Origin of the sequence: Cryptosporangium arvum DSM 44712 (genome assembly GCF_000585375.1) — a bacterium.
GTDB lineage: Bacteria > Actinomycetota > Actinomycetes > Mycobacteriales > Cryptosporangiaceae > Cryptosporangium > Cryptosporangium arvum.
Genome location: NZ_KK073874.1, coordinates 4281524 through 4306573, shown reverse-complemented (window position 1 = coordinate 4306573; position 25050 = coordinate 4281524). Strand labels below are relative to the sequence as shown.

Sequence of the window (25050 nt, the reverse complement as noted above, 5' to 3'; positions counted from 1 at the left end):
ACGTTGCGTCGCGAGGCCGACTACACAGTGGAGCGAAAACGGTCAGACGATGGCTCGCCGCCCGGCCAGCGCACCCAGCCCGGGCCTAGAGCAGGTCCTGCGCCTCGTCCTTCAGCGACGTCAGCGCGCGCCGGGTGTGCGGCGTGTCCGGCAGCACCGCGAGCAGCAGCGGAGCGGCCGAGAACGTCGACTGGTGGTCGACGAGACGGCGGACCCACTCCATGCCGGCCGCCAGCTCGGCCAGCGGATCGGTCGCGCCGCCGGTGCGCACCCAGTGGCCAAGCGCCGACCGGTGGATCGCGTCGATGAGCGCGGCGAGCGCCACCGGCTGGAACGGCGGGGCGTCGGCGGGCAGGTGGTCACGCAGGAACGACCGGGTCAGGGCCACGTAGCGCTCGTGCTCGATGACCTCGCGCTTGCGCAGCTCGGGCACGACGCGCGTCAGCTGGTAGCGCCGGAGCACGAGGTCGGGCCGGCTGACGAACTCACGCAGTGACTCCTCGGTGGCCGCGATGACGGCCTCCACCGGGTCGGCGCCGGGAGCGGAGTCGTCCAGACACCGGCCGACCAGCCCGAGGCGCTCGGTGTGGTCCGGGAAGACCAGCTCGTCCTTGCTCTCGAAGTGCCGGAAGATGGTGCGGCGGGACACGCTCGACGCCTCCGCGACCGCCTCCACGGTGACGTTCGCGTACCCCTCCTCCAGGAAGAGGGCCATCGCCGTCTCCGAGATCCGGTACTTGGTCTCGAGTATCTTGCGCGGGGTCACCGCCGGTCGCGCCATCGGTGCCGAACGGTACCCCAGATGCCCCGGCGGAAGAGCAGCACCACCACGACGAAGACCGAGCCGGTGACGAGGTCGATGCCGTGGAACCCGGACGAGGCCAGGTAGTCGGCGAGCATCACGACCAGGAACGCCCCGAGGATCCCGCCCCAGAGCGTGCCGATTCCGCCCAGCACGGTCATCAGGACGACCTCGCCCGAGGTGCTCCAGTGCAGCTCGGTCAGCGCGACGAACCCGTGGTTGATCGCGAACACGCCGCCGGCCAGCCCGGTCAGCCCGGCCGAGAGCACGAACGCGACGACCTTGTACTTCTCCACCTCGTAGCCCAGGGCCCGGGCCCGCTGGGAGTTGTCGCGGATCGACACCAGCACCCGTCCGAACGGCGAGTGCACGATCCGCCAGGCCGCCCACATGCCGAGCAGCAGGATCGGCAGCGCCGCGTAGTAGAAGTAGAACGAGTTCGTCTCGACGAGCTCGAGGCCGAAGAACGCGCGGGGTACGCCCTGGAGCCCGTTCTCGCCGCCGGTCAGGTCGCTCCACTGGTACCCGACGAAGTAGACGAGCTGGGCGAACGCCAGCGTCACCATCGCGAAGTAGATCCCCGACCGGCGCACCGAGAGGTACCCGAGCGGCAGCGCGAGGATCATCGCGAACACCGCGCCGCCGACGATCGCGAGCGGGAACGGCACCCCGTAATGGGTCGCGATCAGACCGGTCACGTAGGCCGAGCTGCCCCAGAACGCGGCGTGCCCGAACGAGAGCAGGCCGGTGTAGCCGAGCAGGATGTCCAGCGCGATCGCGAACAGCGCCATCGCCACGATGTCCATCGCCACCGGCGGGTAGACGAACCAGGGCAGCGCGAGCGCGGCGAGCAGCCCGGCGGCCAGCAGGGCCCAGCGCCGCCGCGGGTGGTGGCCCGCGGCGGGGGCGTCCGCATTCGTGGCGGGGGCCTCGGTCACCGTCATGCCGTCGCCTCCGCGCGTCCGAACAACCCGGCCGGCCGCACCAGGATGATCACGGCCATCAGGACGAAGATGAGGATCTGCGCGAACGTCGGGGCGTAGGCCTGCCCGAACGCCTCGACCAGCCCCACCAGGAAGCCCGCGACGACCGCGCCGACGATCGAGCCGAGCCCGCCGATGACCACGACCGCGAACAGGATGATCGCGAAGCTGTTGCCCATGTCGGCGGTGATCGCCCGGAACGGTGCGGCGAGCACGCCGGCCAGTCCGGCGAGCGCGACGCCGAAGCCGAACACCGGCGTCACCCAGCGGCCGACGTTGATGCCGAGGGCCCGGGCGAGCTCCGGTTTCTCGGTGGCGGCCCGGACGATCATGCCGACCCTGGTCCGTGTCATGACCAGGCCGACCAGCGCGCAGACCACCGCCGAGGCCAGCAGCACGAACAGCTGGTAGTACGGCAGCACGACACCGGCCAGCTCGAGGCGCCCCCGCAGCGCGCCCGGCAGCTCGTAGGGCAGCCCGGAGACGCCGTAGCGCTGCTTGACCAGCTCCACCACGACGAGCGTGAGGCCGAACGTGAGCAGGAAGTTGTAGAGCGGGTCGAGGCGCAGCAGCCATTGCACGAGCAACCGCTCCACGACGACGCCGAAGCCGAACATCAGCACCGGCACGACCAGCAGCGACCACCACAGCGAGAGGCCGAACGAGTCGAGCAGCACCGCCGCGGCGACCGCGCCCAGCATGTAGAACGCGCCGTGGGCGAAGTTCACCACACCGAGCACACCGAAGATGATCGCCAGCCCCAGGGCGGCCAGCGCGTAGAAGCTGCCGGCCGCCAGGCCCTGGACGGTGTACTGCAGCACCGCGTTCACATCGAGCACCCGGACGCGGGGGCGAAGGCCTCCGCGGCGGGGATCGTCGTCACGATCTCCTCGTAGTCCCAGTCCTCGGTCACCTCCGAGGGCTTCTTGACCCGGACGAGGTACGCGTCGTGCACGACCGAGTGGTCCGCGGCGCGGATCTCGCCGTTGCGCAGGAACACGTCCTCGACCTTCTTGCCCTCGAGCTCACCGACGACCGCGTCGGCGTCGTCGGTGCCGGCGGCCTGCACCGCCTCCAGGTACTGGAGGGCCGCGGAGTAGTTGCCGGCGTGTTCGAACGTCGGGCGGGTCCTGGTCTCGGCCCGGAAGCGGTCGGCCCAGGCACGCGACTCGGCGTCCATGTTCCAGTACCAGGCGTCGGTGAACATCGTGCCGGCGAACTGGTCGACGCCCAGCGAGTGGATGTCGGTGATGAGCATCAGCCCGACGGCCAGCTCGATGCCCTTCTCCTTCAGCCCCGAGTCGTTGAACTGCTTGACCAGGTTGATCAGGTCACCACCGGCGTGCATCGTCCCGATGACGTCGGGCCTGGTGCTCCCGGCCTTGGTGAGGAACGTCGCGAAGTTCTCGTTCGGGAACGGCGTCGGGATCGAGTTCTGCACGGTCCCGCCGGCCTTGGTGATCGCGTCGGTGAACGACTTGGTCATGTTCTGCCCGAACTCGTAGTCGGGGTAGATGATCGTCCACTTCGCACCCCCGTTCTTGGTCACGGTCGTGCCGGTGCCGTGGGCGAGCATGTACGTGTTGTAGGCCCACTGGAACGTGTACTTGTTGCACTGTTCGCCGGTGAGCGCGGTGGTCGCCGCGCTGACGTCGAGGAAGAGCTTCTTGTGGTTCTTGGCCTGGGTGGCGACGGCCAGGGCCGCGGACGAGGTGGGCACGTCGAGGATGACGTCGGCTCCCCCGCGTTCGTACAGCTCGGCCGCCTTGGTGTTGGCGATGTCGGGCTTGTTCTGGTGGTCGGTCGAGGTCACCTCGATCGTGTCGACGACCGCCTTGTCGCCGTACTTCTTCCGGTAGTCGGCCACCGCCATCTTGACCGCGGTGACCGAGTTGGGCCCGGAGGCGTCCTTGTAGACGCCCGACTGGTCGTTGAGCACCGCCAGCACGAGCTTGTCGCCGGTGAACTTCCCGCCGGACGCCCCGGGTCCGCCCTGACCGCAGGCACCGAGGAGCAGGACGGCCGTCACGGCACCGGCCAGCAGTTCCTTGCGCTTCATCGTGGTACTCCCCCTCGAGAGGTCAGATGCCCAGGTGCTTGAGGAGCTCGCCCTCGCGCCGCGAGAACTCGGAGTTGTCGAGCGTGTCGACGACGCGGCCCTGGCCGAGCAGGTAGTGCCGGTCGGCCACGGTGGCGGCGAACGTGACGTTCTGCTCGACGAGCAGCACGCCGGCGCCGGTGGCCTTGATCTCGCGGATGATCGCCCCGATCCGGGCCACGATCACCGGGGCCAGGCCCTCGGACGGTTCGTCGAGGAGCAGGAGCCGGGCGCCGGTACGCAGCACCCGGGCGATGGCCAGCATCTGCTGCTCCCCGCCCGAGAGCGTGGTGCCCGGGGCCCGGCGGCGTTCGGCCAGCACCGGGAACACCTCGTAGACCCGCTCCAGCGGCCAGGCCCGGTCGGAGACCGTCGGCGGGAGGAGCAGGTTCTCCTCCACCGTGAGCCCGGCGTAGATGCCGCGGTCGTCCGGCACCCAGCCCAGGCCGGCGCGGGCCCGCCGGTGGGCAGGCACCCGGGCCAGGTCGCGGCCCCGGAAGCTCACCCGGCCGCCGGCCTGCCGGTGCAGGCCGATCAGGCAGCGCAGCAGCGTGGTCTTGCCCGCGCCGTTGCGCCCGGCCAGCGTGACGACCTCACCTTCGTCCACCCGCAGGTCCACGCCGTGCAGGGCCTGCGCCTGCCCGTACCAGGCGGTCAGACCGGTGACCTCAAGCATGCTCGGCCCGCCCCAGGTAGGCGGTGATCACGCGTTCGTCCACGCGGACCTCGTCGTACCGACCCTCGGCCAGCACCCGGCCCTGCTGCAGCACGGTCACCCGGTCGGCCAGGCTGCCGACGACGTGCATGTTGTGGTCGACGAGCACCACGGTGCGCCCGGCCGCGATGCGCCGGACCAGGTCGATCGTGCGGTCGACGTCCTCGGTCCCCATCCCGGCGGTCGGCTCGTCGAGGAGCATCACCCGGGGGTCGAGCGCCAGCACCAGCGACAGCTCGAGCGCGCGCTTCTGCCCGTAGGCCAGCAGACCGACCGGCTTGTCGGCCAGCGGCGCCAGCCCCACCTCGGCGAGCAGTGCGTCCACCCGGGGCCGTTCGCGGCCGAGCAGTTTCTCCGACCGCCAGAACCGGAACCCCCGGCCGGTGCGGCCGGCGAGCGCCAGTTCGACGTGCTCGCGGCTCGTCAACGTCTCGAAGAGGCTGGTGATCTGGAACGAGCGGGCCACGCCCCGGCGCGCCACCCGCTCGGGTGGCTCGCCGGTGACGTCCTCGTCGAACACGGTGATCGCGCCGGAGGTCGGGGCCACGAAGCCGGTCAGCAGGTTGAACAACGTGGTCTTCCCGGCTCCGTTGGGGCCCACCAGCGCGTGCACGCTGCCTTCGCGGACCTCCAGGTCCACCGCGTCGACCGCGCGGAACCCGCGGAACTCCTTGGTCAGGGCCCGCGTGCGCACCGCCACCCGGGACGTCATCGCACGCACTCGAAGCTCCGCGCGCGGGCGGGGTCGCCGGAACGGTACTTCGGCCAGCGCGGGTATTCGCAGAGCGGACGCGTGCGGCCGTCCCGGCTGTCGGTGACGACCGGATCGGCCGGGGCCCGTCCGTTCCCGACCCACCGCTCGAGCGCGGTCAGCGAGTCCCAGTTGGCGGCGAACGCCGGCGCCCCGACGTTCGCGTGGTTGGCGCCCGGCACGAGGTAGTAGCGCAGGAACTCCCGGGTCGTCCGGCTCCCGGCGGTGTCGAGCACCCGCTCGTAGAAGTCGTTCGTCGAGCGGTGGGACACGAGTTCGTCGGCGGCGCCGTGCAGCAGGAGCAGTCGTCCGCCGGACCGCGCGAACGGACGGAGATCGGTGTCGTTGCGGTCCTGAACGGCGGAGAGCTCGCTGATCCGGGACAACCATTTCCCGGGCCGCGCCGGATCGATCGTGAGCGAATTCCGCCGGGGGTCGCGGGTCAGGAAGAACTTCACCCACTGATCCCAGAATTGGAATCCGTACGCGCTCGTCGCCGGCATCGGATCGGCCGGCGCGGACGTGCCGAAACCGAGAGAGGGCGTGCGCATGTCGGCTCCCGACAACAGCGGAAAACCGGGATAGTGCTGCTCGCCGCTGGCGACGCGGTACGGCCAGCGGAACGGCGTGGACGCCGCGATCACCGCTGTGACCTGCGCGTCCGACAGACAGTCCTGGCCACTCGGGCAGCGGAGAACCCGCGGGTCGAAACGGCACCCTTTCTCGTTCGAAATGATTTTGTCTTTGACGCCGTCGAGCCCGTCGCACGCTGCCATGACGCGGTTGTAGAGCAGGGCCTGCTGTTTCGGCCCGGGAAATGCCCCCGGTCGGGACATCACGCGGGCGAGGTGGCCGAGAAACAGGATCTCGGCCGCGTTGTTCCAGGCCGGATAGGCCGAGATGACGCCGTCGAACGCGTCCGGCCACCGTTGCGCGACGACGAGGGCCTCCCGGCCGCCGGTCGAGCCGCCGGCGAAGAACGCGCGGTCCGGCTTCGCGCCGTAGGCCCGGCGGACGAGATACGTGGCGGCGTCGTGGGTCTTCTTCAGCGCGTCGCCGGCCGCGAAGTTCCGGAGCGCTTCGTCGTTGACGCCGAACGAGCCGTCGAGCGACCCGGTCGGCCCGGCCCGGTGGCCGGAGTCGCTGCCGTAGGTCACGTAACCGCGGGCCAGCGGCGTCGCCTGGTCGGGCCGGCCGAACGGCACGTTCTGGGTGACGTCGGGGACCGTGCCGTCGTACCCGCCGCCGCCGAACATCAGCGTCCGGCGGTTCCACCCGGCCGGCATTCCGATCTGGAACGTGATGTCCGGAGCGGACCGGTCGACCGGGTGGAGCACCGCGCGGACGCTGCAGTACCCGATCGTCTCGCCGTTCACGTCCTTGGTGGCGGGGGCGGCCGATTCGACCCGCCCGCCCCGGGTCGGACCCCCGATCACCGACGCCGGAATCGCCTGGCCGGCCAGCTCCGCGCAGCGCGGTTCCCGGCTCACCGCTGCGGCCGCGGGCACCGGAGCGACCCCTAATGCAGTGATCAGTACGACACCGGCAGTGATCCCCCGCGATCGGTTATTAACTAGCAGGATTCGCCTCATTGCGCACCTCCTAGAGAGCACGCCGTGCCGCCTGGAGATCCAAGGTCGACACTCGGTGCCAGCCACTGTGGCAGCCGCCACTGGCCCGCGCAAGAGCCTCCACAGAGGAGCTAGTCCAGCCGGGAACGCAGCGCGTGCAACCGGAGCGCCACCTGGAGCGGCAGGGCCCGATCCGGGGAACGCCAGTCGTCGCCGAGGATGCTCGTCACCCGTTCGAGCCGCTTGAGCAGCGTGTTCAGGTGAATGTGGAGCGCGGCGGCGGTCCGGGTGAGGTTGCCGGAATGCTCGAAGTAGGACGACAGCGTGGCCACGAGTTGCGTCGACTTGCGTGCGTCGTAGGTCAGCAGCCCCTGCAGCGCGTCGGCGAGGAACCGGTCGAGCCCCGGTGCGCGGCTCGCGTCGAACAGCGAGGCGAACAACGCGTAGGGCTCGGTCGTGGAGCCCCGGTCGGTCGCGCCGAGGCTCGGCATCAGATCGCAGCACCGGCCGGCGATCTCGAACGCGCGGCCCCAGTCGTCGGCCCCCGACGCCTCGGCGACGACCCGCACCGCCGAGCCCAGCTCCCGGCGCAACCGGCCGTGGATCGTCTCCGCGAGGCCGGCCGGATCCGACGTGACGGCGAGTAGCGCCGCGCGACCCAGGTGCTCCCCGGCGAGGCCGCGCCACTGCGCCGACATCGCGTGCAGCCGGCGGCTCAGATCGGCGGCCGGCCGGGTGTCCGACGCGGCGACGACGACCACGTTGAGCGCCGTGACGTCGACGCCCCGGGCGGAGGCCCGCGCGCGCTGGGCCGGGCCCACCGGTGCGGCCGAGACCAGGAGCTCGGTGAGCAGGCTGCCGCTGACCCGCTCCTCGGCCTCGGCGACCGCGGTCTCCTTCAGGATCAGCAGCCCCATGATCTGGGCGGCCCGCTCGAGCGTGCGCAGGTCGAGCGGGCTCGGCTCCTCGGCCCGGGCCAGCAGGAGCGCGCCGAGATGGGTGTCACCGGCCTGGACCGTGGCCGCGCTGTGCCAGTTCCCGGCGTCGTCGGTGGCGGTGGCCCATCGGCCGGTGCGGCGGGCCTGCTCGACGACGTCGGCCGGGGACGGCCCGATCGCCGCGCCGAGCGCGCACCGGGCGGTGACCGCGCCGGCCCGGTCGAAGACCGTGACCTCGCCGCGCAGGTGCTCGACCAGCAGCCGGGCGATCTCGTCGGCGCCGCCACCGGTCAGCACCACCCGGGTGAGGGCCTCGTGCACCGCCTGGGCGCGCTCGGTGACCGCGACCTGGTGTTCGATCGTGCGGTACGCGGCCTGCAGCTGCTTGAGCGCCGAGCGGCTCTCGTCGTAGAGCCGCGCGTTGTTCAGCGCGATCGCCGCGTGGTCGGCGAACGCGCTGAGCAGCGCCACCTCGTCGTGCTCGAACGGGCGCTCGGTGCGGTCGGCGGCGAACAACACGCCGATCACCTCCTCGCCCACCAGCAGCGGGACGCCGAGCAGCGCGACCATGCCCTCCGGGACGACGAGACCGTCGAACGTCCGGTCGTGCGGGACGTCCCGGGTCTGGAGGTAGTTGCTCACCCAGGCCGGCGCGCCGGTGGCGATGACCCGGCCGCCCACGCCGGTGCCGGAGGGGACGCTGGCCTCGTGGAAGGTCGGCGAGATCGTGCCCTGCGACGCGGTCAGCGTCAGCTTGCCGTCCGGGCCGACCAGCGAGAGGTACGTGAAGTCGGTGCCGACCAGCTCGTGCGCCTCGCGGACGATCGACTCCAGCACCGCGTCGAGCTCGCCGAGCGCGGTCAGGGACCGCGCGGTGGCGTAGAGCGCGCTGAGTTCGCGCTCACGCCGCCGCCGGTAGGACGCCAGATCCGGCGACTCGCTCACGGTGGGAAATCCTTCCACCCGGATAGCTACGGAAGTGGGGTGATCATCCCTCACCAGGCCGTCGTCGCACTCCTAGAGTTCTCCGGAACACGGGTGTGACCCGGGCCACAGCGAGGGGGACGCGTGATGCGCGGATTGATGCAGGACCGTCCGCTGACGATTCCGACGTTGCTCTCCCGCGTCGAGACCAACTTCGGGCACAAGCGGGTCGTCACCGGCGACACCGTCTCGACCTGGAGCGAGGTGGCCCCGCGCGTCCGCCGGCTGGCCCGGGTGCTCGACCACCTCGAGGTCCCCGCCGGCGCGTGCGTCGGCACGTTCGCCTGGAACAGCCAGCGCCACCTCGAGCTCTACCTCGGGATCCCCGCCTCGGGCCGGATCCTGCACACGATCAACCACCGCCTCTTCGGCGAGCAGGTCACGTTCATCGTGAACGACGCCGCCGACGACGTGCTCTTCGTCGACCGGACGATCCTGCCGGTGGTGTGGCCGCTGGTCTCGTCGTTCCGGTCGGTCCGGTACGTGGTGGTGATGGACGACGGCGGCGACTTCCCGCTCCCCGATGACCCGCGCGTCCTCGACTACGAGGCCCTGCTCGGCCGGCAGAGCGGCGAACCGCTCGAGCTCGCGGTGGCGGACGAGAACGCGGCCGCGTCGCTCTGCTACACGTCGGGGACGACCGGCAACCCCAAGGGCGTGCTCTACAGCCACCGCTCGGTCGTGCTGCACAGCCTGCTGCTGCTCGGCGCGGACGTGTTCGCGCTGAGCGAGCGTGACGTCGTCGCGCCGATCGTGCCGATGTTCCACGTCAACGCGTGGGGGCTCCCCTACGCCGCGATGCAGTGCGGCGCCGACCTGGTGCTGCCCGGCCCGGACACCACCCCCGAGCAGCTGGTCACCCTGCTCTCCCGGCACCGGGTCACGTTCTCGGCCGCGGTCGCGACGGTCTGGCGGGACCTGGTCCCGCTGCTGGCCGGGCACGACCTGAGCAGCCTGCGCCACATCGCGTGCGGCGGCGGCGCCGTCGACGACGCGTTGTCGAGGGCGTACGAGACGACCATCGGGATCCCGCTGACCAACGCCTGGGGAATGACCGAGACCAGCCCCGTCGTCACCACCGCCCGGCTGGGCACCCACCACGCCGGGCTGACCCCGGACGAGCGGCGCCTGCGGCTGGGCACCCCCGGCCCGGCGGTTCCGCTGACCGAGCTGCGCGTCGTCGCCGACGACGGGGCGCTCCCGCCCCGCGACGGGAGCACCCCCGGCGAGCTGCAGGTCGCCGGAGCGACGATCGCGAGCGCCTACTTCGGCGCGGACGGCGGCGCGGACTCGTTCACCAGCGACGGCTGGCTGCGTACCGGCGACGTGGCGACGATCGACCGCTGGGGTTACCTGCGCATCGTCGACCGCACCAAGGACCTGGTGAAGTCGGGCGGCGAGTGGATCTCGTCGGTCGAGCTGGAGAACGCGATCATGGCCGACCCCCGGGTCCGGGAGGCGGCCGTGATCGGCGTCGCCGACCCGCGGTGGGGCGAACGGCCGGTCGCCTGCGTCGTCCCCGCCCCGGGAACGCACCTCACCGGCGACGACGTGCGCGCGCACCTGCGCGGCCGGGTCGCCTCCTGGTGGATACCCGAGCGGGTCGAGCTGCTCGACGAGATCCCGAAGACCGCGACCGGCAAATGGTCGAAACACACCCTGCGCCAGCGGTTGGGAGCCCGCCATGCCGATTGAACCGCGCTTGATCGTCACCGGTCACACCCCCGGCGGCGACGCCGTCTTCGTCACGGACCAACGCCCCGAACCGGTGCGTGTCCAGGCCCTGCCCGGAGCCGACTTCTACCTGCTCTGGGGCACACCCGACGGCGTCGCCACGGTCGGCGGGCCGGACCCGGCGCCGGTCCTGCGGCCCTACTTCCCCGGCCTCGGGGGGAGCCGCGCGCTCTTCCTGCGCTGGGCCCCGTACGCCGACGGGCCCGACGACCCGGATCCCGACGCGGTGCGCCGCGAGGTGGCCGACAAGCTGCCCGGCCTGCTCGACCCGTTCGAGGACGACGGCGACGGGATGCACACCACCGACACCGTCGACTACGCGATCTGCCTCGAGGGCGAGCTGCGCCTCGAGCTCGACCACGGCGCGGTGGTCACGCTCACCCCCGGTACCTGCGTCGTCCAGCTCGGCACCCGCCACGCCTGGAAGAACACGAGCGACCGGCCCGCGCTGATGTGTTACGTCCAAATCGGAGCTGTTCGTGATTGAGGAGTCCGGCATGCCGCACAGACCCTGGCGCCGAGTCGCCGTCACCCTCGGTCTCACCGGGGCGTTACTGGCGTCCGGCGGTTGCGCCGCGTCCCCGCAGAGCACGAGCGGGACCTCCGGCGGCCCGAAGGGGAAGACCGTCAGCTTCGTCGGGTACGGCAGCACCAACCAGTGGGGCGCCTACTTCAACGGTGTCTTCACCGAGAAGCTGGACGCGGAGGGCGTCAAGGTCAAGGACCTGACGACGATGGACCCCGGCACCGCGGTGCAGAACTTCAACCAGGCCATCGCCGAGAAGCCCGACCTGATCGTCACCGCGCTGCTCGACACCACGTCGATGGCGGTCCCGATCCAGAAGGCGAAGCAGGCCGGCGTCCCCGTCCTGGTCTTCGACGGGCGTCCCGACCCCAAGGTCGACGGCGACGTCATGCAGGTCGTCTCGGACAACGTCGCGCTCGGGACCGCGGCGGCGCAGAACATCGTCGAGGGCCTCACCGCCCAGGGGAAGAAGTCCGGCAAGGTCTTCGTGATCACCGGCACGGCCTCGTCGCTCGTCACCCAGGACCGGATGAAGGGGTTCGAGGCCGAGATGGCCTCCGCGCCGCAGTTCCAGGTGGTCGACGTGCAGGACGGCAACTGGGACCCGGCCCGGTCCGGCCAGATCGCCACCCAGCTGCTGGCCAAGTACGGCTGCTCCGGCATCCAGGCCGCCTACGGCATGGCCGACTACATGGCGCTGCCGATCATCGCCTCGGCCAAACAAGCCGGCTGCCCGGTCGCCGGACGCAACGGCCTGGTCGTGACCAGCAGCAACTGCTTCAAGGCCGGGATCGACGCGATCAGGGCGGGCACGCTCTACGGCACCGCGACCGAGGACCCGGGCACGATCGCCGCGCAGACCGCCGATTACGTGCTGCGCTACTTCAACGGCGAGAACCCGCCGAAGAAGGAGACCGTCCGCGAGGAGCGGGTCACCGCGAAGAACGTCGAGAAGTTCGCGGCCCAGTGCAGCAACGCATGAGCCTGATCCGGGTCGACGGGTTGTCGAAGTCGTACGCGGGCACGGTCGCGGTCCGCGGGGTGGACCTGGAGATCCGGGCCGGGGAGATCCACGCGCTCTGCGGCCACAACGGCGCGGGCAAGAGCACCGTGGTCCGGCTCCTCTCCGGGCAGGAGAGCCCGGACGGGGGCGCGATCGCGATCGACGGCGTCCCGGTCGAGCTGAAGACCCGGCGCGACGCCCAGACCGCCGGGGTGGCCCTGGTGGACCAGGAGCTGAGCGTGGTCCCGTCGCTGACCGTGGCCGAGAACCTGGTCCTCGGCGACCGCGACGCCGGCTGGCTCAACCGGCGCCGGGCGCAGCACCGCCGCGCCCGGCGGATGCTCGACGACCTCGGGCTCACCCACGTGCGCCCCGAACAGCGGCTCGCGACGCTCGGCCTGGGCGAGCGTCAGCTGGTCGAGATCGCGCGGGCGCTGGGCCAGCGGGCCCGCCTGGTCATCCTCGACGAACCGACCGCCACGCTCACCGACGTCGAGAGCGAGCACGTCTACGCCGCGGTGCGCAGCGTCGCCGCGGCCGGCTGCGCGGTGCTGTTCGTCTCCCACCGCCTGGGCGAGGTACTGACCCTCTGCGACCGGGTGACGGTCATGCGCGACGGCGCGGTGGTCACCACCAGCGACGCCGCCGCGCTGACCGTGCCCACGCTGATCCGGCACATGCTCGGTGAGAGCCCGCAGGCGGCGCCGCGGGTCCGCGCGGAGTCCGGGGAGACCGTGCTCGAACTGACCGGCGTCAGCGTGCCCGGACGGTTCGGCGAGCTCTCCCTCCAGGTGCGCGCCGGCACCGTCTACGCGGTCGCCGGGCAGCTCGGGTCCGGCGCCTCCGACGTCCTGCGCGGGCTGGCCGGACTGCATCCGGCGATGGCGGGCGAGGTCACGGTCGGCGGCGCCCGCCTGCGCACCGCCGACCCGGTGGCGGCGGCCCGCGCGGGGATCGCGTTCGCGTCGAACGACCGCAAGTCCGAGGGCCTGTTCCTCGATCGCTCCACCGGGGTCAACCTGCTCGTGACGCGGATCCCGGCGCTCAGCCGGTTCGGGCTGGTCGGCACCCGCCGCTGGAAGGAGACCGAGAGCCGGCTGGCCGAGCGGTGCGGCTTCCCGGCCCACCAGCTGGCCCGGCCGGTCGGTCAGCTCAGCGGCGGCAACCAGCAGAAGGCGTTCGTCGGCCGTTCGCTGGACCGGCCCGGTACCCGGGTCCTGCTGCTCGACGACCCCACCCGCGGCGTCGACGTCGGGGGGCGGGCCGCCGTGCACGCCCTGGTGCGCGACGCCGCGGCCCAGGGCGTCGCGGTCGTGTTCTCCTCCACCGAGCTCGACGAGCTGGTGGACCTGGCCGACGTCGTCCTGACGATGTACCAGGGCCGGCTGGTGTCCCGGCACGACGAGGCCGTGCCGGGTGCCGTCCTGCTCCACGAGATGACCCACGGGGCGGAGGCCGGATGAGCACGATCGTCGCCGGCCGCCGGCTCTCCCCTCCGCAGTGGACCGACGTGCTCGCCGGCGCGGCGCTGCTCGCTCTCCTCGCCGTCGGGGCGTCGACCGAGCGCTTCCTCACCGTGGCCAACGTCAAGGCGATCCTCACCTCGGCCAGCCTGATCGGCATCGCCGGGCTCGGGCTGACCCTGATCGTGATCGGCGGTACGTCGGTCTCGCTGGCGATCTCCCAGTCGGTCGCGGTGAGCGCGATGGTGTTCCTCGCCGTGCAGTCGGCCGGGCTGGTCGTGGCGCTGGTCGCGACGATCGTCGTCGGTGCGCTGATCACCGGCCTGCAAGGGCTGGTGGTGGGGTACGGGGCGGCCAACCCGATCGTGCTCACGATCGCGGCCGGCTTCGCGCTGACCGGGCTGGCCACCGGGATCGGCGGCGGCACGTCGGTGTCCCCCACCGGCACCGGCTACACCGTGCTGAACGCGACCCCCGGCGGCATCCCGCTCAGCGTCTACGCGCTGGTGCTGCTCACCGTCGCGCTGCAGGCCGTGCTCGACCGCAGTGCCTTCGGCCGGCAGCTCTACCTGACCGGCGAGAACCGGCCGGCGGCCCGCGCCGCCGGCCTGCCGGTCGGCCGGGTCGTGATGGTCGCCTGGGTGCTGGCCGGCGCGCTGTTCGCGGTCGCGGCCGCGTTCAGCGGCGCGTTCAACACCAGCGCGAACATCAACCTCGGCGGGACGCTGACGTTCGACGCGATCGCCGCGGTGCTCGCCGGCGGGACGCCGATCGCGGGCGGCAAGGGCTCGGCCTGGCGGACGCTGGCCGGCGTGCTCCTGATCGCGACCGTCTCCGACATCCTGCTGCTGCGCGGCTACGGCACGGGCGCGCAGATCATGGTGAAGGGCCTGATCGTCCTGGCCGTGATCGTCGTCGTCCACCTGCGCACGACGAGAGGCCGCCGATGACCCGGTTCTCCCGGCCCGAGGTGCTGGTCCCCGGCGTCGCGCTCGGCGCCACGATCCTGCTCTTCCTGGCGCTTCCGCTGCGTACCGGCCAGCTGCTGACGCCGTTCGACGCGTACAACGCGCTGCAGGTGCTGGCCCGGCTGGGGCCGCTGATCCTCGCGCTCGGGCTCACCATGATCGCCGGGGAGTTCGACCTCTCGGTCGTCGGGACGTACGCGTTCGGCGGCATGCTCGCCGTCACCTACGGGCAGGGCCACTGGGCCGTCGGGCTGGTGCTCGCGCTGGCCGCCGGGCTCGTGGTCGGCGTGCTGCAGGGCGTCGTCATCGCGCGGTTGCGCATCTCCTCGATGCCGGTGACGCTGGCGACCTACATCACGCTGCTGGGAGCCACCAGTTCGCTCTCCGGAGGGTTGAGCAAGACGTTCGACGACGCGGGCGTCACCCTCTGGGTGGACCGGCCGGTCCTGCAGGTGTTCTCGCCGCGCAGCCTGCTCGTGCTCGTCGTCTTCCTGGTGCTGGCCGCGGTGCTGGCCGGTTCCCGCTGGGGGCGGGAGGTCCGGGCGATCGGCGGTGACCGCCGCGCCAGCCGGGTGTCCGGTGTCCGCGACGACCGGCTGTTGGTCGGTCTGTTCGCGACCTCGGGGCTGCTCGCGGCCGGTGGCGGCGCGCTGCTGAACTTCAGCCTCGGCTCGGCCAACCCCGACCCCGGCGTCCAGCCGCTCATCCTCGCGGCGGTGGCGGCCCTGCTGGGCGGGGTCTCGCTGGCCGGCGGACGCGGAAGCGTCCTGGGCCTGCTGGCCGGTGCGCTGACGATCGCGTTCCTCGCGCAGATCGTGACCGTCGCCGCGCTTCCCACCTACGTCAGCCAGCTGTTCTACGCCCTCCTGCTCGCGGGGGTGGTCGCGGTCGACGCGCCCGGCCTGCGCCGCGGTGCGGTCCGACTCCGAAAGGCATGGGGATGAGCACGATCGTGTACGACGGGTTCCGGTTTCCGGAGGGGGCCCGCTGGCGGGACGGGCGGCTCTGGTTCTCCGACATGCACACCGGCGAGGTCTTCCGGGCCGACCCGGTCGCCGGGACTCCGCCGGAGACCGTCGCGCGCATCGACGACCAGCCGTCCGGGCTCGGCTGGAGCGCCGACGGTTCCCTGCTGATCAGTTCGATGACCCGCCGGCTGGTCGTCCGGGTCGACCCGGACGGGGTGCACGGCGTCTTCGCCGACCTCTCCGGCTTCACCGACGCCCCGATCAACGACCTGGTCGTCGACGGCGACGGCCGGGTGTACGTCGGTGGCTTCGGGTACGACCTCTACGGCGACGCCCCGCAGCGGCCGGGGCCGATCTTCGTGCTCGAGCCGGCCGGGGACGCCCGGGTGGCCCGCGACGACCTGGTGTTCCCGAACGGATCGGTGGTGCTGCCCGGCTCACGCACGCTCGTCGTCGCCGAGACGTGGGCGGCGCGGCTGACCGCGTTCACGATCACCGGGGACGGCGACCTTGTCGACCGGCGGGTCTGGGCGCCGCTGCCGGCCGGGGCGACTCCCGACGGCCTGTGCGTCGACGCCGAGCACGGCGTCTGGGTCGCGGACATCAGCAACGGGCGGTTCCTGCGCGTCACCGAGGGCGGCGAGGTCACCGACGAGATCGACGTCGGCGACCGGGCGCCGGCCGACTGCGTGCTCGGGGGGCGGACGCTGTATCTGCTCACCGCGAACAGCTGGCAACCGTCCGAGACCGGGATCCGGGCCGGCCGGGTGGAGGCCGTCGAGGTGTCGGTCCCCGGCCCGTGACGCGACGCCGCTCAGCCCGGCGGTTCCCGGGAGGCCACCGGGGGCCGCCGGTCGCGTACCTGACCGATCGGCGGCTCACGCCGGGCGCGCGGCTGGTCCGGGAGAGCGGCGGGCCGCCGGCGGCGGTGGCCGGCTGACGTCGCCGGGTGCCGCGTCACGGTTCGACGGCGAGCCGGTCCACCAGCAGGTCCAGCCGACGGGCGGTGTCGCCCGGCGGGAGCCGGCCGGCCCGCGTCAGGGTGGCGACGCCGTGCAGGGCCGCCCAGAACACCTCGGTGAACAGCCCCGGGTCGACGCCCTCGCCGGCGACCGCGTCGAGGCTCTCCTTCAGGGCCGCGAACGCGTCCTTCAGCGGTTCCGGCGTGTCGTCGCGGGCGAACGCCAGGCCGCCGTCGAGCTGGAACATCGCGTCGTAGACGGCCGGGTTGCCCGCGGCGAAGTCGAGATAGGCGCGCGCGACGGCGGCGACCCGCGCGCGCGGGCCGTGCGCGCCGGACGCCGCGGCGCGCACGGCCGCGGCCAGCTCGATGGCCCCGTCGATCGCCACCGCGCCGATGATCTCGCGTTTCCCGCGGAAGTGGCTGTAGAGCACGGGCTGGCTGTACTCGATGCGTTCGGCGAGCAGCCGGGTGGTGACCGCGTCCCACCCTTGCTGCTCGGCGAGTTCGCGGGCCGTCGCCACGATGAGCCGCTCGCGCTCGGCGCGTTCGCGTTGCTTGCGTTCCTGGACCGACATGACTGGATCCTAGCACCGCTAGACAATCGAGCACTACAAGCGTTAGCGTTGACACATCAGCTAGCAGCGCTAGATCTAGGATGGTCATCGTGCTCGAGGTATTGGCAGTCCTCACCGTCGTCGTCGTCGGCCTGATGGTGGGGGTGGAACTCGCCGTCTCCGTCGTCCTCAACCCGATCCTCGACGCCCTCCCCGGCGACAGCGGCCAGGCGGGCCGCGCCCACGGCGGCCGGATGCTCGGCGCGGCGATGCCGGTCTGGTACATCACCTCGCTCGCCCTCGCCGCGGCCTGGGCCGTCGCCGGGTGGTCGGAGCAGGGCACCGGTCTCGTCCTCACCGCCGCCGGGTTGCTCGTCGTCAGCGTCGTCATGTCGGTCCTGCTTCTCGTCCCGATCAACAACCGGGCCAAGACGTGGACGCCCGAGAACCGGCCCGCCGACTGGAAGCAGCAGATCAGCCGCTGGGACCGCCTGCACTACGTGCGCGTCGCGGTCATCGTCGCGGCGTTCGCGTTACTGGCCACCGCACTGGCGTGAACCGGCGATCGGCAGACACGGGTCCGGCGACGTTGCAGGCTGGCACCATGACAGCCGACGCCGGACCCGACGCACGCGACGCGATCTACACCGACGGCATCACCGCGCTGCCCGGCGCGTTCGACGTCGCCTGGGCCGACCGGATGCGCGTCGACATCGAGACCGCGTTCGCCGAGGCCTCGGCCCGGCCGGGCGGCGCGGTCGGCCGCGGCCCGAACCGGTACTACGTGGAGATCCACCCCGAACAGCTCCGCGGGTTCGTCGACCTCGTCTCGCACCCCTGGGTCCGCGCGGTCTGCGCCGCGGTACTGGGCGAGGACTACCGGATCGTCGAGCTGGGCTTCGACATCCCGTTCGCCGGTGCGGTCGGCCAGCCCTGGCACCGCGACTTCCCGATGCCCGACGTGACCCGGGCGCAGCGGCGGCTGAACTCGCTGGCGTTCAACCTGACCGGGGTGGACACGACCGACGAGATGGGACCGTTCGAGATCGCACCCGGCACCCAGTTCGACGACGAACCCGACTTCGAGCACGGGATGTTCCCGCCCCGGTCGCGCTACGGCCGCTACGAGGAACGGGCGGTACGCAAGTACCCCCGGCGCGGCGACATCTCGGCCCGGTCGGCGCTGACCATCCACCGCGGCACCAGGAACCGGTCGGCGGTGGCGCGGCCGGTGCTGGTCCTCGGTGTCGACGCCGCCGACGCGACGAACGACGACAAGCACGACCTGGCCGTCACCGCGGCCTACTGGGCGACGCTCCCGGCCGACGTGCGCGCGCATCTGCACTGCCCAATCGTCGACCGGCTGACCCCGATCACCCAGAAACACACGATCGAGGGCCTGGTCATGGGCGAGGCGTGACCGACGAGGACAGTTCCCCGGGCCGGTACTCGGCCCGGGCGACGTCGCCGGAACTCAGGCCTTGCGGGCCACCCCGCAGTAGACGGCCAGCTCGGCCGGGTCCGTGCCGGGTTCGGGGCGCCAGCGGGGGTTCGACACCACGCCGGGCTCCACCAGTTCCAGGCCGTCGAAGAACGCGGTGATCTGCTCGACCGTGCGCAGGGTGTAGTCGACCGCGCCCTGGCGGTGCGCGGTCTCGGCCGCGTCGTCGTTCTGGGGAGTGGAGATGCTGTCGTTGATCACGAGGTAACTGCCGCTGGGCAGGGCGTCCACGATGGTGCGGACGATGCCCGCCGGGTCGTCCTCGTCGGGGATGTGGCCCAGGATGCCGATCATCATGACGGCGATCGGGCGGGAGAAGTCGAGCGTGGCCGCCGCGGCCGGCAGGATCTTCTCCGGGTCGCGCGCGTCGGCGTCGATGTAGTCGGTGGCCCCCTCCGGGCTGCTCGTCAGCAGCGCGCGGGCGTGCACCAGCACCAGCGGATCGTTGTCCACGTAGACGACCCGGGACTCCGGCGCGATGCGCTGGGCCAGCTCGTGGGTGTTGCTGACCGTCGGCAGACCGGGCCCCACGTCGAGGAACTGCCGGATACCGGCCTCGCCGGCCAGGAACGCGACGGCACGGGCGAGGAACTGGCGGCCGGCCCGGGCGAACTCGGCCATCTCCGGAAGGCGGGCGACGACGGCGTCGGCGGCGGCCCGGTCGGCGGCGAAGTTGTCCTTGCCGCCGAGCAGGTAGTCCCACATGCGAGCGCCGGCCGGCTGGTCGGTGCGTAAGCGGGCCTGCAGGTCGAACTTGGGGCCGCTGGTCATTCCCCTGCCTTCCGTCGGCTGATGTCCATCCTGCCCGACGCAGCATAGTGTCGAGCCCACGTTTCGTTTATCGCGCACCACTCCGGGCCGAAAGGCACGTATCCCACCGCCGCGGTCAGGCCGCGGTCACGCAGGCGCTGAGCCGGTGGGCACTGCCGCGCAGTTCGACGACCTCGGCTTCCAGGTCGTCGCGCCGTCGCCGGCCGGCGGTGGCGAGGGACCCCAGCGCCTCGACGATCCCGGCCACGGCCCGGAGGACCCGCGCGTGCTCGTCGAGCAACGCGCACGGTTCCGCCGGGTGTGCGACCGGCGGGGCCGCACAGGCGGCGGTGGCCACGCGCAGCCGGGTGACGTGGGTGGCCAACCGGGCGACGAGCTCCCGGGCGGTGGCGAGGTCGGCCCCGGTCTCGGCCTCGTGGCCCACCATCGTGTTGATCAGCCGGGCCCGGGCCATCCGGTACGGGAGCCGGCCGTAGGCGGCACGGTAGTCGCCGGCGAACCGCCCGGGCTGGCCGTAGCCCCAGCGGGCGGCGACGCCGGCCACGGTCGCACCCTCGCCCGGCACGGCGGCCAGCAGGTCCGCGTGCGCCCGGTCGAGACGCACCCGCCGCAGGTAGGCCATCGGCGTAGTGCCCAGGTGGCGGCGGAACGCGATCGGGACGGTCCGCGGGGTCACGTGCGCGGCGTGCGCGATGTCCGCGACCGTGATGTCGAGGTCGGGGTCGGCCTCGATGTAGGCGACCGCGCGACGCAGCGTGTCCGGGTGGGCGACGCGCCCGCGGTCTCGGCGAGGAGCGTGACCGGCAGCCCCACGACCCGCACCGCGAAGTCCTCCGACCGGGTGTCCACCGCACCCGGGGACGGTTGCCGACGTAGACGTCGCCGGCCCGCACGCTCCGGATACTCACGCCCAGTCCCGCCCGGCGACACCACCGACCCGGAGCCGCGCGCCGAACGCCTCGGTCAGCACCGCGCGGGCCTCGTCCGGATCGGAGGCGATGCGCTGGGAGCGTTGCGGCAGACGGCTGGAGGGTGGTTCGACCATGGATGTCCTTGCGCTGAGGAAGCCGGTGGCGTCAGGTTCCGAGCGTGCGACTGGGCGGCACACCGTAGTGGCGCCGGTGGTACGCCGCGAACCGGGCGCCGTCGGCGAAGCCCCACCGGGCGGCGACCTGGTCCACCGTGGTCCGCGCGGGGCCCGCGGCCAGCAGGTCGCGGTGAGCGCCGTCCATTCGGACCCGTCGCAGGTAGCCGGTAGGGGTGGTGCCGTACTGCTCCCGGAACGCCGCGCGGAGGGCCGGTCCGGAGACCCGCGCGACGCACCGGGCCCCGGCCCGGGGTCCGGCGAGGTTCTCCAGCGCCTCCACGGCACCCGCACGACCCCGCCGCCGACCTGCGCCGGGAGGGGCGTGACCACAGGTCGATCGTGGAGGCCGTCGTCGTCACCTCGTCCGCCGCTTCCGTTCCGAATCGATGGCTCCATGATGCCGCTCGGTGACGGTCAGTGACCAGCCGGAAAGCGAACGAGTCCGCGCTCCGGGCGGCCGATCAGCGAACCGGTGCGAGCAGCACCTCCCGGACCGCACGCAGGAACTCGACCGCCTTGGCCCCGTTGACGACCCGGTGGTCGTAGGCCACGCCCAGCGACACCACGGTGTGCGTCACCGGGGCGCCGTCGGCGTCCAGCCGCAGGACCGGCCGGACACCGGCGAGCGAGACCGCGCAGACGGTGCCCGGGAGCACGATCGGCACGGCCGTCGTCACGCCGTCGTCGGTGTGCAGGGCCAGCAGGACGTTCGCTCCGGTCAGATCGGTGGCGCGGAAACTGCCGCGCATCGCGGTGAGCCGGTGGGCCATGAGCTCCTTCGCGATCACCGCGACCGGCTTCGCGGCGGCGTCCCGGATCACCGGGACGTGCAGCCCCAGTCCGATGTCGATCGTCACCCCGACGTCGACGCGGTCGGGGAGGCGGACCGCGCCGGGCTCGACGTAGGCGCCGAAGCACTGCGGGAACCGCTCGGCGACGGTGCCGAGCGCCGCGATCACCAGTTCGGTCAGGCCGATCAGGCAGCGGTGGGTCCGGGTGAGCTCGCGGGCCTGGTGCAGCGCGGCGTCGACCGGGACCTCGATCGCGACGAAACCCGCGGGCACGGACCGGTGCGAGTCGCTGACCACGGCGGCCACCGCCTGCTGCACGGATGACAGCGGTTCGACCCGGCCGGGTCCGGCCGGGTCCAGCGCGTCGAGGTCGGCCACCCGGATCACCGGCCGGCCGAGGGCCCGGACCGCGGCGAGGCCGATGCCCCGCTCCGCCATCGCCCGGCGCGCGGGCTCGGTGATGATCGGCTCGACCTCGGCCGGTGACACCCCGGCCGGTGACACCCCGGCCGGTGACACCCCGGCCGGTGACACCCCGGCCGGTGACGCGCTCACCCGGGTCCCGACCGGCAGGACCGTGGCGATCACCTCGCCGACCGCGCACTCGGTGCCCGCGGCGACCAGGTGCTGGAGCACGCCGGCGCCGGCGCAGGTCAGGTCCTCGGTCGCCTTCGACGTCTCGACGGTCGCGACCAGGTCACCCGGCCGTACCGGCTCACCCGTCGCCACCAGCCACTCGACCAGCGTGTACTCGGTGTCGTTGGAGTTCAGCCGGGGGATGCGGATCTCGGTCACCGGTGACCCCGCTGAACGGTCGCGCTGATGGTTGCGGCCTGCACGAGGACCTCCTCCTCCAGATGGGCGGCGGCCGGCACCACGCGGTCGGCCGCACAGACGACCCGGACCGGCCGGCTCAGCTGTCCCCACAGCGCGGTGTGCAGCTGGTGCGCGAGGTCGGCCGCCCAGGTGCCACCGGCGGTCCCGTCCTCGACGATCACGACCTGACCGGCCCGGGCGGCGGCGGGCAGGATCGGTTCCAGCGCCGTGGCGTCCAGGCGGGCCGGCACGTACAGCTCGCAGCTGATCTCCCGGCTGATCAGCAGCTCACGCATCGCCACCAGCGCGCGCTCGGCGACGCCGCCCGGGGTGATCAGCACGCAGTCGGGCGTGTCGATCCCGGCGATCCGGGCCACCGCGGTTCCCGGCCACGGCCCGGCCAGGTCGTAGCGGAACAGGTCGTCGGCGGTGCCGGGCGGCCGCCGCAGCCCGGTGTAGAGCACCTTGTCCTCGAACACCACGGCCGGCACCCCGCGGCGCAGCACGCCCGCGAACAGGTCCACGCAGTCGTGGAACGGGCTGATCTCGTAGACGTCCAGATCGGGCACGCCGAGGAAGTGTTTCTGCAGGCTCTGGCTGTGCGTCGGGCCGTAGCCACGGCGGCCGCCGGTCGGGCACCGCACGACGACCGGCATCGGCACCCGCTGCCCGTACATGCTCACCGACTTGGCCGCGAAGTTGACGATCTGGTCGAAGGCGAGCGTCACGAAGTCGGCGAACATCATCTCGACGATCGCCCGGTTGCCGGCCAGCGCGAGGCCGTTGGCCAGCCCGACCAGGCCGGCCTCGCTGATCGGCGTCGCGACGACCTGGCGCGGGAAGCGGGTGGAGAGCCCCCGGGTGATCTTGAACGCGCCGCCGTACGGGTCGGTGATGTCCTGGCCGAGCAGGTAGAGCCGGTCGTCGGCGGCGAGTGCGGCGCCGAGCGCGCCGTTGAGGTGCTCGGCTACACGCTGACGGGCTGCCACTGCTCCACCTCCGCGGCGACGCGGCCGGTGGCCGGGGGGCGGGCGGTGACGTCACGGACCACCGCGGCGACCCGGGCGCGCTGCTCGGCGTCGAGCCGGTCGAACTCCGGCCCGTCGAGCCGGGCGTACCAGTCCTGGGTCCGCAACCGGTCGAGCTCCCCGGCCGGGCGGGAGTCGTCGCCCTTGCTGTGCGGGCCGGTACGCCGGGTCGCGAACTCCACCACCAGCGGCCCCGCTCCCCGGCGCACGCGCTCCACCGGTGCGGCCAGCGCGGTACGCAGCCGCGCGACGCCGGGTTCGGTCGCGTCGACGTGGAGGTGCTCGACGCCGAACGCGGCGGCGCGGCCGGCGATCGTGCCGGCCATCGCCGCGGCGGTCGGCGTGCTCTGCGCGATCCCGTTGTGCTCGACCGCGACCAGCAGCGGCAGCCGCCACAGCGCCGCCATGTTCAGCGCCTCGTACATCGCACCCTCGCCCCAGCTGCCGTCGCCGACGTAGACGCAGGCCAGCCGGCCGGGTTCGGAGCGGGCCAGGTGCAGCGCGGTCCCGGCCGCCACCGGCAGGCTCTCCCCCTGGACGCCGGTCGAGAGGTGCCGGCCGCGCCGCAGGTGCTGGCTCCCACCGACGCCTCCGCTGACCCCGCCGTCCCGGCCGAGGATCTCGGCGAGCAGCCCGGCCGGGTCGTCGAAGCGGGCCAGGTAGTGGCCGTGGCCCCGGTGGTTGCTGAAGACGAAGTCATCCGGGTCGAGCAGCGGGCTCAGCGCGACCGGCACGGCCTCCTGACCGAGGCAGGTGTGCGTCGTCCCGTGCACCTCGCCCCGGGCGAACAGGTCGAGCAGTGCGAGCTCGAAGTGGCGGATCAGCAGCATCGTCCGCAGGTCGTCGGAGTTCACGTCGTCACCTTCCGCCGGGCGAGCAGGGCCGCCAGCGCGCGTTGCCGGACCGGGTCGGGTGCGGTGGCCGGCCGCGCCGGCGCGGGGGTGAGCCCGGCGAGGCACCGCTCCAGGGCCCGGGCGTCGAGACCGGCGACGAACTCCGCCGCCGCGCGCCGGCCCTGGTCGGCCAGCGCGGTGTAGCCGGCCGGATCGTCGAGGAGCCGGCGCAGCGCGGTGCGCCACGGGGTCACGTCCTGGGGCGGGACGACCGGCCGCGGATACGGCTCGTCGGCGCGCTGCGGCCGGTAGGCCTCGATGGTCCGGACCGGCAGCAGGTGCGGCACACCGAGCTTCGCCTCACGCAGCCCGCCGACGTCGGCGGCGAGCACCGGCACGCCGTGCAGCATGGCCTCCACCGCCGTGTAGCCGAACGTCTCGTCCCAGAGCGAGGGCATCAGCAGGACGCGCGTGCGGGCCAGCAGGTCGGCGATGTCGTCCACCGGCCGGGCGAGCGCGATGTTCGGCCTGCGCGCCAGCTCGGCCCGCTCGGCGGCGTCGGTGCCCCACGTCGGCACCGCGAGGAACGGGACGTCCGGCTCGGCGTCGGCGAGCCCGAGCAGGACGTCGAGCCCTTTGATACCGCACGGGTTGACGAGCGTCACCGCACCGGCGTCCGGCCGGCCGAGCCGCGGGTGCGGGCCGGAGCCGTAGACGTCGGGGTGGATCAGCGTCGCGTCCAGACCGGCCCAGCGGGCCGCGTACTCCTGCGCGGTGCGGCTGACGGCCACCACCGCGGCGCAGCGCCGGACCAGCGCCGCCCCGGAGCCGCCCGGGTAGAACGACCGCGGCCCGAACGGAGCCTGCTGGAGGGTGTGCAGCAGGTACACGACCCGCCCGGGGGTGGCGCGCAGCGCGGTGCCGAGCATCACCAGACCCGGGTCGTCGGAGGGCACGAGGGTCCAGTCCGGACGCTCGGCGGCCGCGACCGCGACCACCGCGGGAGCCAGCCGGGCGCCGGTGGAGACGGTGTGCACCTCCACCCCGTTGTCGACGCGGACGGCGTCGGCGTCGCCGGGCGTCACGGCCACGCACCGGTGCCCCGCGGCGGCCAGCTGTTCCAGCCAGATCCGGTTGGACTTGGTGGCTCCCCCGTGCCCGGGCCGGTAGCGCATGTTCTGCGCGAGCAGTACCCGCATCC

The 25050-nt window shown here is 72.8% G+C and carries 27 protein-coding genes; 10 read left to right on the top strand and 17 right to left on the bottom strand.

Features of this window, described 5'->3' with window-relative positions; genetic code table 11:
• Positions 1 to 85: 85 nt before the first annotated feature.
• The 8 genes from CRYAR_RS43305 to CRYAR_RS19285 all read right to left on the bottom strand — a co-directional run bounded on the left by CRYAR_RS43305 (position 86) and on the right by CRYAR_RS19285 (position 8803).
• A complete protein-coding gene (locus CRYAR_RS43305) occupies positions 86 to 781 on the bottom strand; it encodes a TetR/AcrR family transcriptional regulator (protein ID WP_051570652.1) in 696 nt (231 codons plus the stop codon).
• Positions 763 to 1746, bottom strand: coding sequence for a branched-chain amino acid ABC transporter permease (locus CRYAR_RS19315; RefSeq protein WP_035852676.1), 984 nt, complete (start codon positions 1744 to 1746; stop codon positions 763 to 765). The genes CRYAR_RS43305 and CRYAR_RS19315 overlap by 19 nt, the downstream gene beginning before the upstream one ends.
• A complete protein-coding gene (locus CRYAR_RS19310) occupies positions 1743 to 2615 on the bottom strand; it encodes a branched-chain amino acid ABC transporter permease (protein WP_035852675.1) in 873 nt (290 codons plus the stop codon). The genes CRYAR_RS19315 and CRYAR_RS19310 overlap by 4 nt, the downstream gene beginning before the upstream one ends.
• Positions 2612 to 3844 carry an ABC transporter substrate-binding protein gene (locus CRYAR_RS19305; protein ID WP_051570650.1) on the bottom strand — a complete coding sequence of 411 codons (1233 nt, stop codon included), beginning with the start codon at positions 3842 to 3844 and terminating at the stop codon, positions 2612 to 2614. Before CRYAR_RS19305 ends, CRYAR_RS19310 begins: the two co-directional genes overlap by 4 nt.
• 22 nt (positions 3845 to 3866) lie before the next feature.
• The gene (locus CRYAR_RS19300) at positions 3867 to 4559 is read right to left on the bottom strand and encodes an ABC transporter ATP-binding protein (protein WP_035852674.1); all 693 of its coding nucleotides are present in this window, start codon (positions 4557 to 4559) and stop codon (positions 3867 to 3869) included.
• A complete protein-coding gene (locus CRYAR_RS19295) occupies positions 4552 to 5310 on the bottom strand; it encodes an ABC transporter ATP-binding protein (RefSeq protein ID WP_035864939.1) in 759 nt (252 codons plus the stop codon). The genes CRYAR_RS19300 and CRYAR_RS19295 overlap by 8 nt, the downstream gene beginning before the upstream one ends.
• Positions 5307 to 6941 carry a tannase/feruloyl esterase family alpha/beta hydrolase gene (locus tag CRYAR_RS19290; protein WP_035852673.1) on the bottom strand — a complete coding sequence of 545 codons (1635 nt, stop codon included), beginning with the start codon at positions 6939 to 6941 and terminating at the stop codon, positions 5307 to 5309. The genes CRYAR_RS19295 and CRYAR_RS19290 overlap by 4 nt, the downstream gene beginning before the upstream one ends.
• A gap of 110 nt (positions 6942 to 7051) precedes the next feature.
• Entirely contained in the window at positions 7052 to 8803 is a 1752-nt protein-coding gene (locus CRYAR_RS19285) for a helix-turn-helix domain-containing protein (protein WP_084700710.1), read from the bottom strand.
• 126 nt (positions 8804 to 8929) lie between these two features.
• On the opposite strand from CRYAR_RS19285, the gene CRYAR_RS19280 reads away from it, so the two are divergent.
• Genes CRYAR_RS19280 through CRYAR_RS47410 form a run of 8 tightly spaced genes read left to right on the top strand, consistent with a single transcriptional unit; the run spans position 8930 to position 16444 of the window.
• A complete protein-coding gene (locus CRYAR_RS19280; RefSeq protein WP_035852672.1) occupies positions 8930 to 10537 on the top strand; it encodes a long-chain fatty acid--CoA ligase in 1608 nt (535 codons plus the stop codon).
• The gene (locus CRYAR_RS19275; RefSeq protein WP_035852670.1) at positions 10527 to 11063 is read left to right on the top strand and encodes a cupin domain-containing protein; all 537 of its coding nucleotides are present in this window, start codon (positions 10527 to 10529) and stop codon (positions 11061 to 11063) included. Before CRYAR_RS19280 ends, CRYAR_RS19275 begins: the two co-directional genes overlap by 11 nt.
• Before the next feature lie 10 nt (positions 11064 to 11073).
• On the top strand, positions 11074 to 12084 hold the full coding sequence (locus tag CRYAR_RS19270; RefSeq protein WP_035852669.1) for a sugar ABC transporter substrate-binding protein: 1011 nt from the start codon (positions 11074 to 11076) through the stop codon (positions 12082 to 12084).
• Entirely contained in the window at positions 12081 to 13568 is a 1488-nt protein-coding gene (locus tag CRYAR_RS19265; RefSeq protein ID WP_051570647.1) for a sugar ABC transporter ATP-binding protein, read from the top strand. Before CRYAR_RS19270 ends, CRYAR_RS19265 begins: the two co-directional genes overlap by 4 nt.
• Positions 13565 to 14518 (top strand): ABC transporter permease, encoded by a 954-nt coding sequence (locus tag CRYAR_RS19260; RefSeq protein WP_035852668.1) that lies wholly within the window; start codon positions 13565 to 13567, stop codon positions 14516 to 14518. Before CRYAR_RS19265 ends, CRYAR_RS19260 begins: the two co-directional genes overlap by 4 nt.
• Positions 14515 to 15480, top strand: coding sequence for an ABC transporter permease (locus tag CRYAR_RS19255; protein WP_035852666.1), 966 nt, complete (start codon positions 14515 to 14517; stop codon positions 15478 to 15480). The genes CRYAR_RS19260 and CRYAR_RS19255 overlap by 4 nt, the downstream gene beginning before the upstream one ends.
• Positions 15477 to 16307: an SMP-30/gluconolactonase/LRE family protein gene (locus tag CRYAR_RS19250; RefSeq protein WP_051570646.1), complete on the top strand. Its 831-nt coding sequence runs from the start codon at positions 15477 to 15479 to the stop codon at positions 16305 to 16307. The genes CRYAR_RS19255 and CRYAR_RS19250 overlap by 4 nt, the downstream gene beginning before the upstream one ends.
• On the top strand, positions 16304 to 16444 hold the full coding sequence (locus tag CRYAR_RS47410) for a hypothetical protein (RefSeq protein ID WP_157017898.1): 141 nt from the start codon (positions 16304 to 16306) through the stop codon (positions 16442 to 16444). The genes CRYAR_RS19250 and CRYAR_RS47410 overlap by 4 nt, the downstream gene beginning before the upstream one ends.
• A 17-nt stretch (positions 16445 to 16461) precedes the next feature.
• Here the strand turns inward: CRYAR_RS47410 and CRYAR_RS19245 are convergent, their stop codons facing one another.
• Positions 16462 to 17043: a TetR/AcrR family transcriptional regulator gene (locus tag CRYAR_RS19245; protein WP_035852662.1), complete on the bottom strand. Its 582-nt coding sequence runs from the start codon at positions 17041 to 17043 to the stop codon at positions 16462 to 16464.
• A gap of 89 nt (positions 17044 to 17132) precedes the next feature.
• On the opposite strand from CRYAR_RS19245, the gene CRYAR_RS19240 reads away from it, so the two are divergent.
• Both CRYAR_RS19240 and CRYAR_RS19235 read left to right on the top strand, forming a co-directional pair.
• Positions 17133 to 17579 carry an anthrone oxygenase family protein gene (locus tag CRYAR_RS19240; protein WP_035864906.1) on the top strand — a complete coding sequence of 149 codons (447 nt, stop codon included), beginning with the start codon at positions 17133 to 17135 and terminating at the stop codon, positions 17577 to 17579.
• Between the two features lie 47 nt (positions 17580 to 17626).
• Complete coding sequence (locus CRYAR_RS19235; protein ID WP_035852661.1) at positions 17627 to 18442, top strand: phytanoyl-CoA dioxygenase family protein; 816 nt, start codon at positions 17627 to 17629, stop codon at positions 18440 to 18442.
• A 54-nt stretch (positions 18443 to 18496) separates the two neighbouring features.
• Here the strand turns inward: CRYAR_RS19235 and CRYAR_RS19230 are convergent, their stop codons facing one another.
• From CRYAR_RS19230 to CRYAR_RS19200, 8 genes are all read right to left on the bottom strand, one after another.
• On the bottom strand, positions 18497 to 19294 hold the full coding sequence (locus CRYAR_RS19230; RefSeq protein ID WP_035852660.1) for an SAM-dependent methyltransferase: 798 nt from the start codon (positions 19292 to 19294) through the stop codon (positions 18497 to 18499).
• Between the two features lie 115 nt (positions 19295 to 19409).
• A complete protein-coding gene (locus tag CRYAR_RS51330) occupies positions 19410 to 19988 on the bottom strand; it encodes a helix-turn-helix domain-containing protein (protein ID WP_281174692.1) in 579 nt (192 codons plus the stop codon).
• Positions 19989 to 20198: 210 nt separating this feature from the next.
• Positions 20199 to 20339 carry a hypothetical protein gene (locus CRYAR_RS47400; RefSeq protein ID WP_157017894.1) on the bottom strand — a complete coding sequence of 47 codons (141 nt, stop codon included), beginning with the start codon at positions 20337 to 20339 and terminating at the stop codon, positions 20199 to 20201.
• 31 nt (positions 20340 to 20370) lie between these two features.
• Positions 20371 to 20661, bottom strand: a complete 291-nt coding sequence (locus tag CRYAR_RS19220) for a helix-turn-helix domain-containing protein (protein WP_084700708.1) — start codon at positions 20659 to 20661, stop codon at positions 20371 to 20373.
• Positions 20662 to 20842: 181 nt separating this feature from the next.
• On the bottom strand, positions 20843 to 21967 hold the full coding sequence (locus CRYAR_RS19215; protein ID WP_035852658.1) for a 2-oxo acid dehydrogenase subunit E2: 1125 nt from the start codon (positions 21965 to 21967) through the stop codon (positions 20843 to 20845).
• Positions 21964 to 22977, bottom strand: coding sequence for an alpha-ketoacid dehydrogenase subunit beta (locus CRYAR_RS19210; protein WP_035852657.1), 1014 nt, complete (start codon positions 22975 to 22977; stop codon positions 21964 to 21966). The genes CRYAR_RS19215 and CRYAR_RS19210 overlap by 4 nt, the downstream gene beginning before the upstream one ends.
• Entirely contained in the window at positions 22956 to 23846 is an 891-nt protein-coding gene (locus CRYAR_RS19205; protein WP_084701948.1) for a thiamine pyrophosphate-dependent enzyme, read from the bottom strand. The genes CRYAR_RS19210 and CRYAR_RS19205 overlap by 22 nt, the downstream gene beginning before the upstream one ends.
• A gap of 20 nt (positions 23847 to 23866) precedes the next feature.
• The gene (locus tag CRYAR_RS19200; protein WP_035852656.1) at positions 23867 to 25048 is read right to left on the bottom strand and encodes a glycosyltransferase family 4 protein; all 1182 of its coding nucleotides are present in this window, start codon (positions 25046 to 25048) and stop codon (positions 23867 to 23869) included.
• Positions 25049 to 25050: the final 2 nt, after the last annotated feature.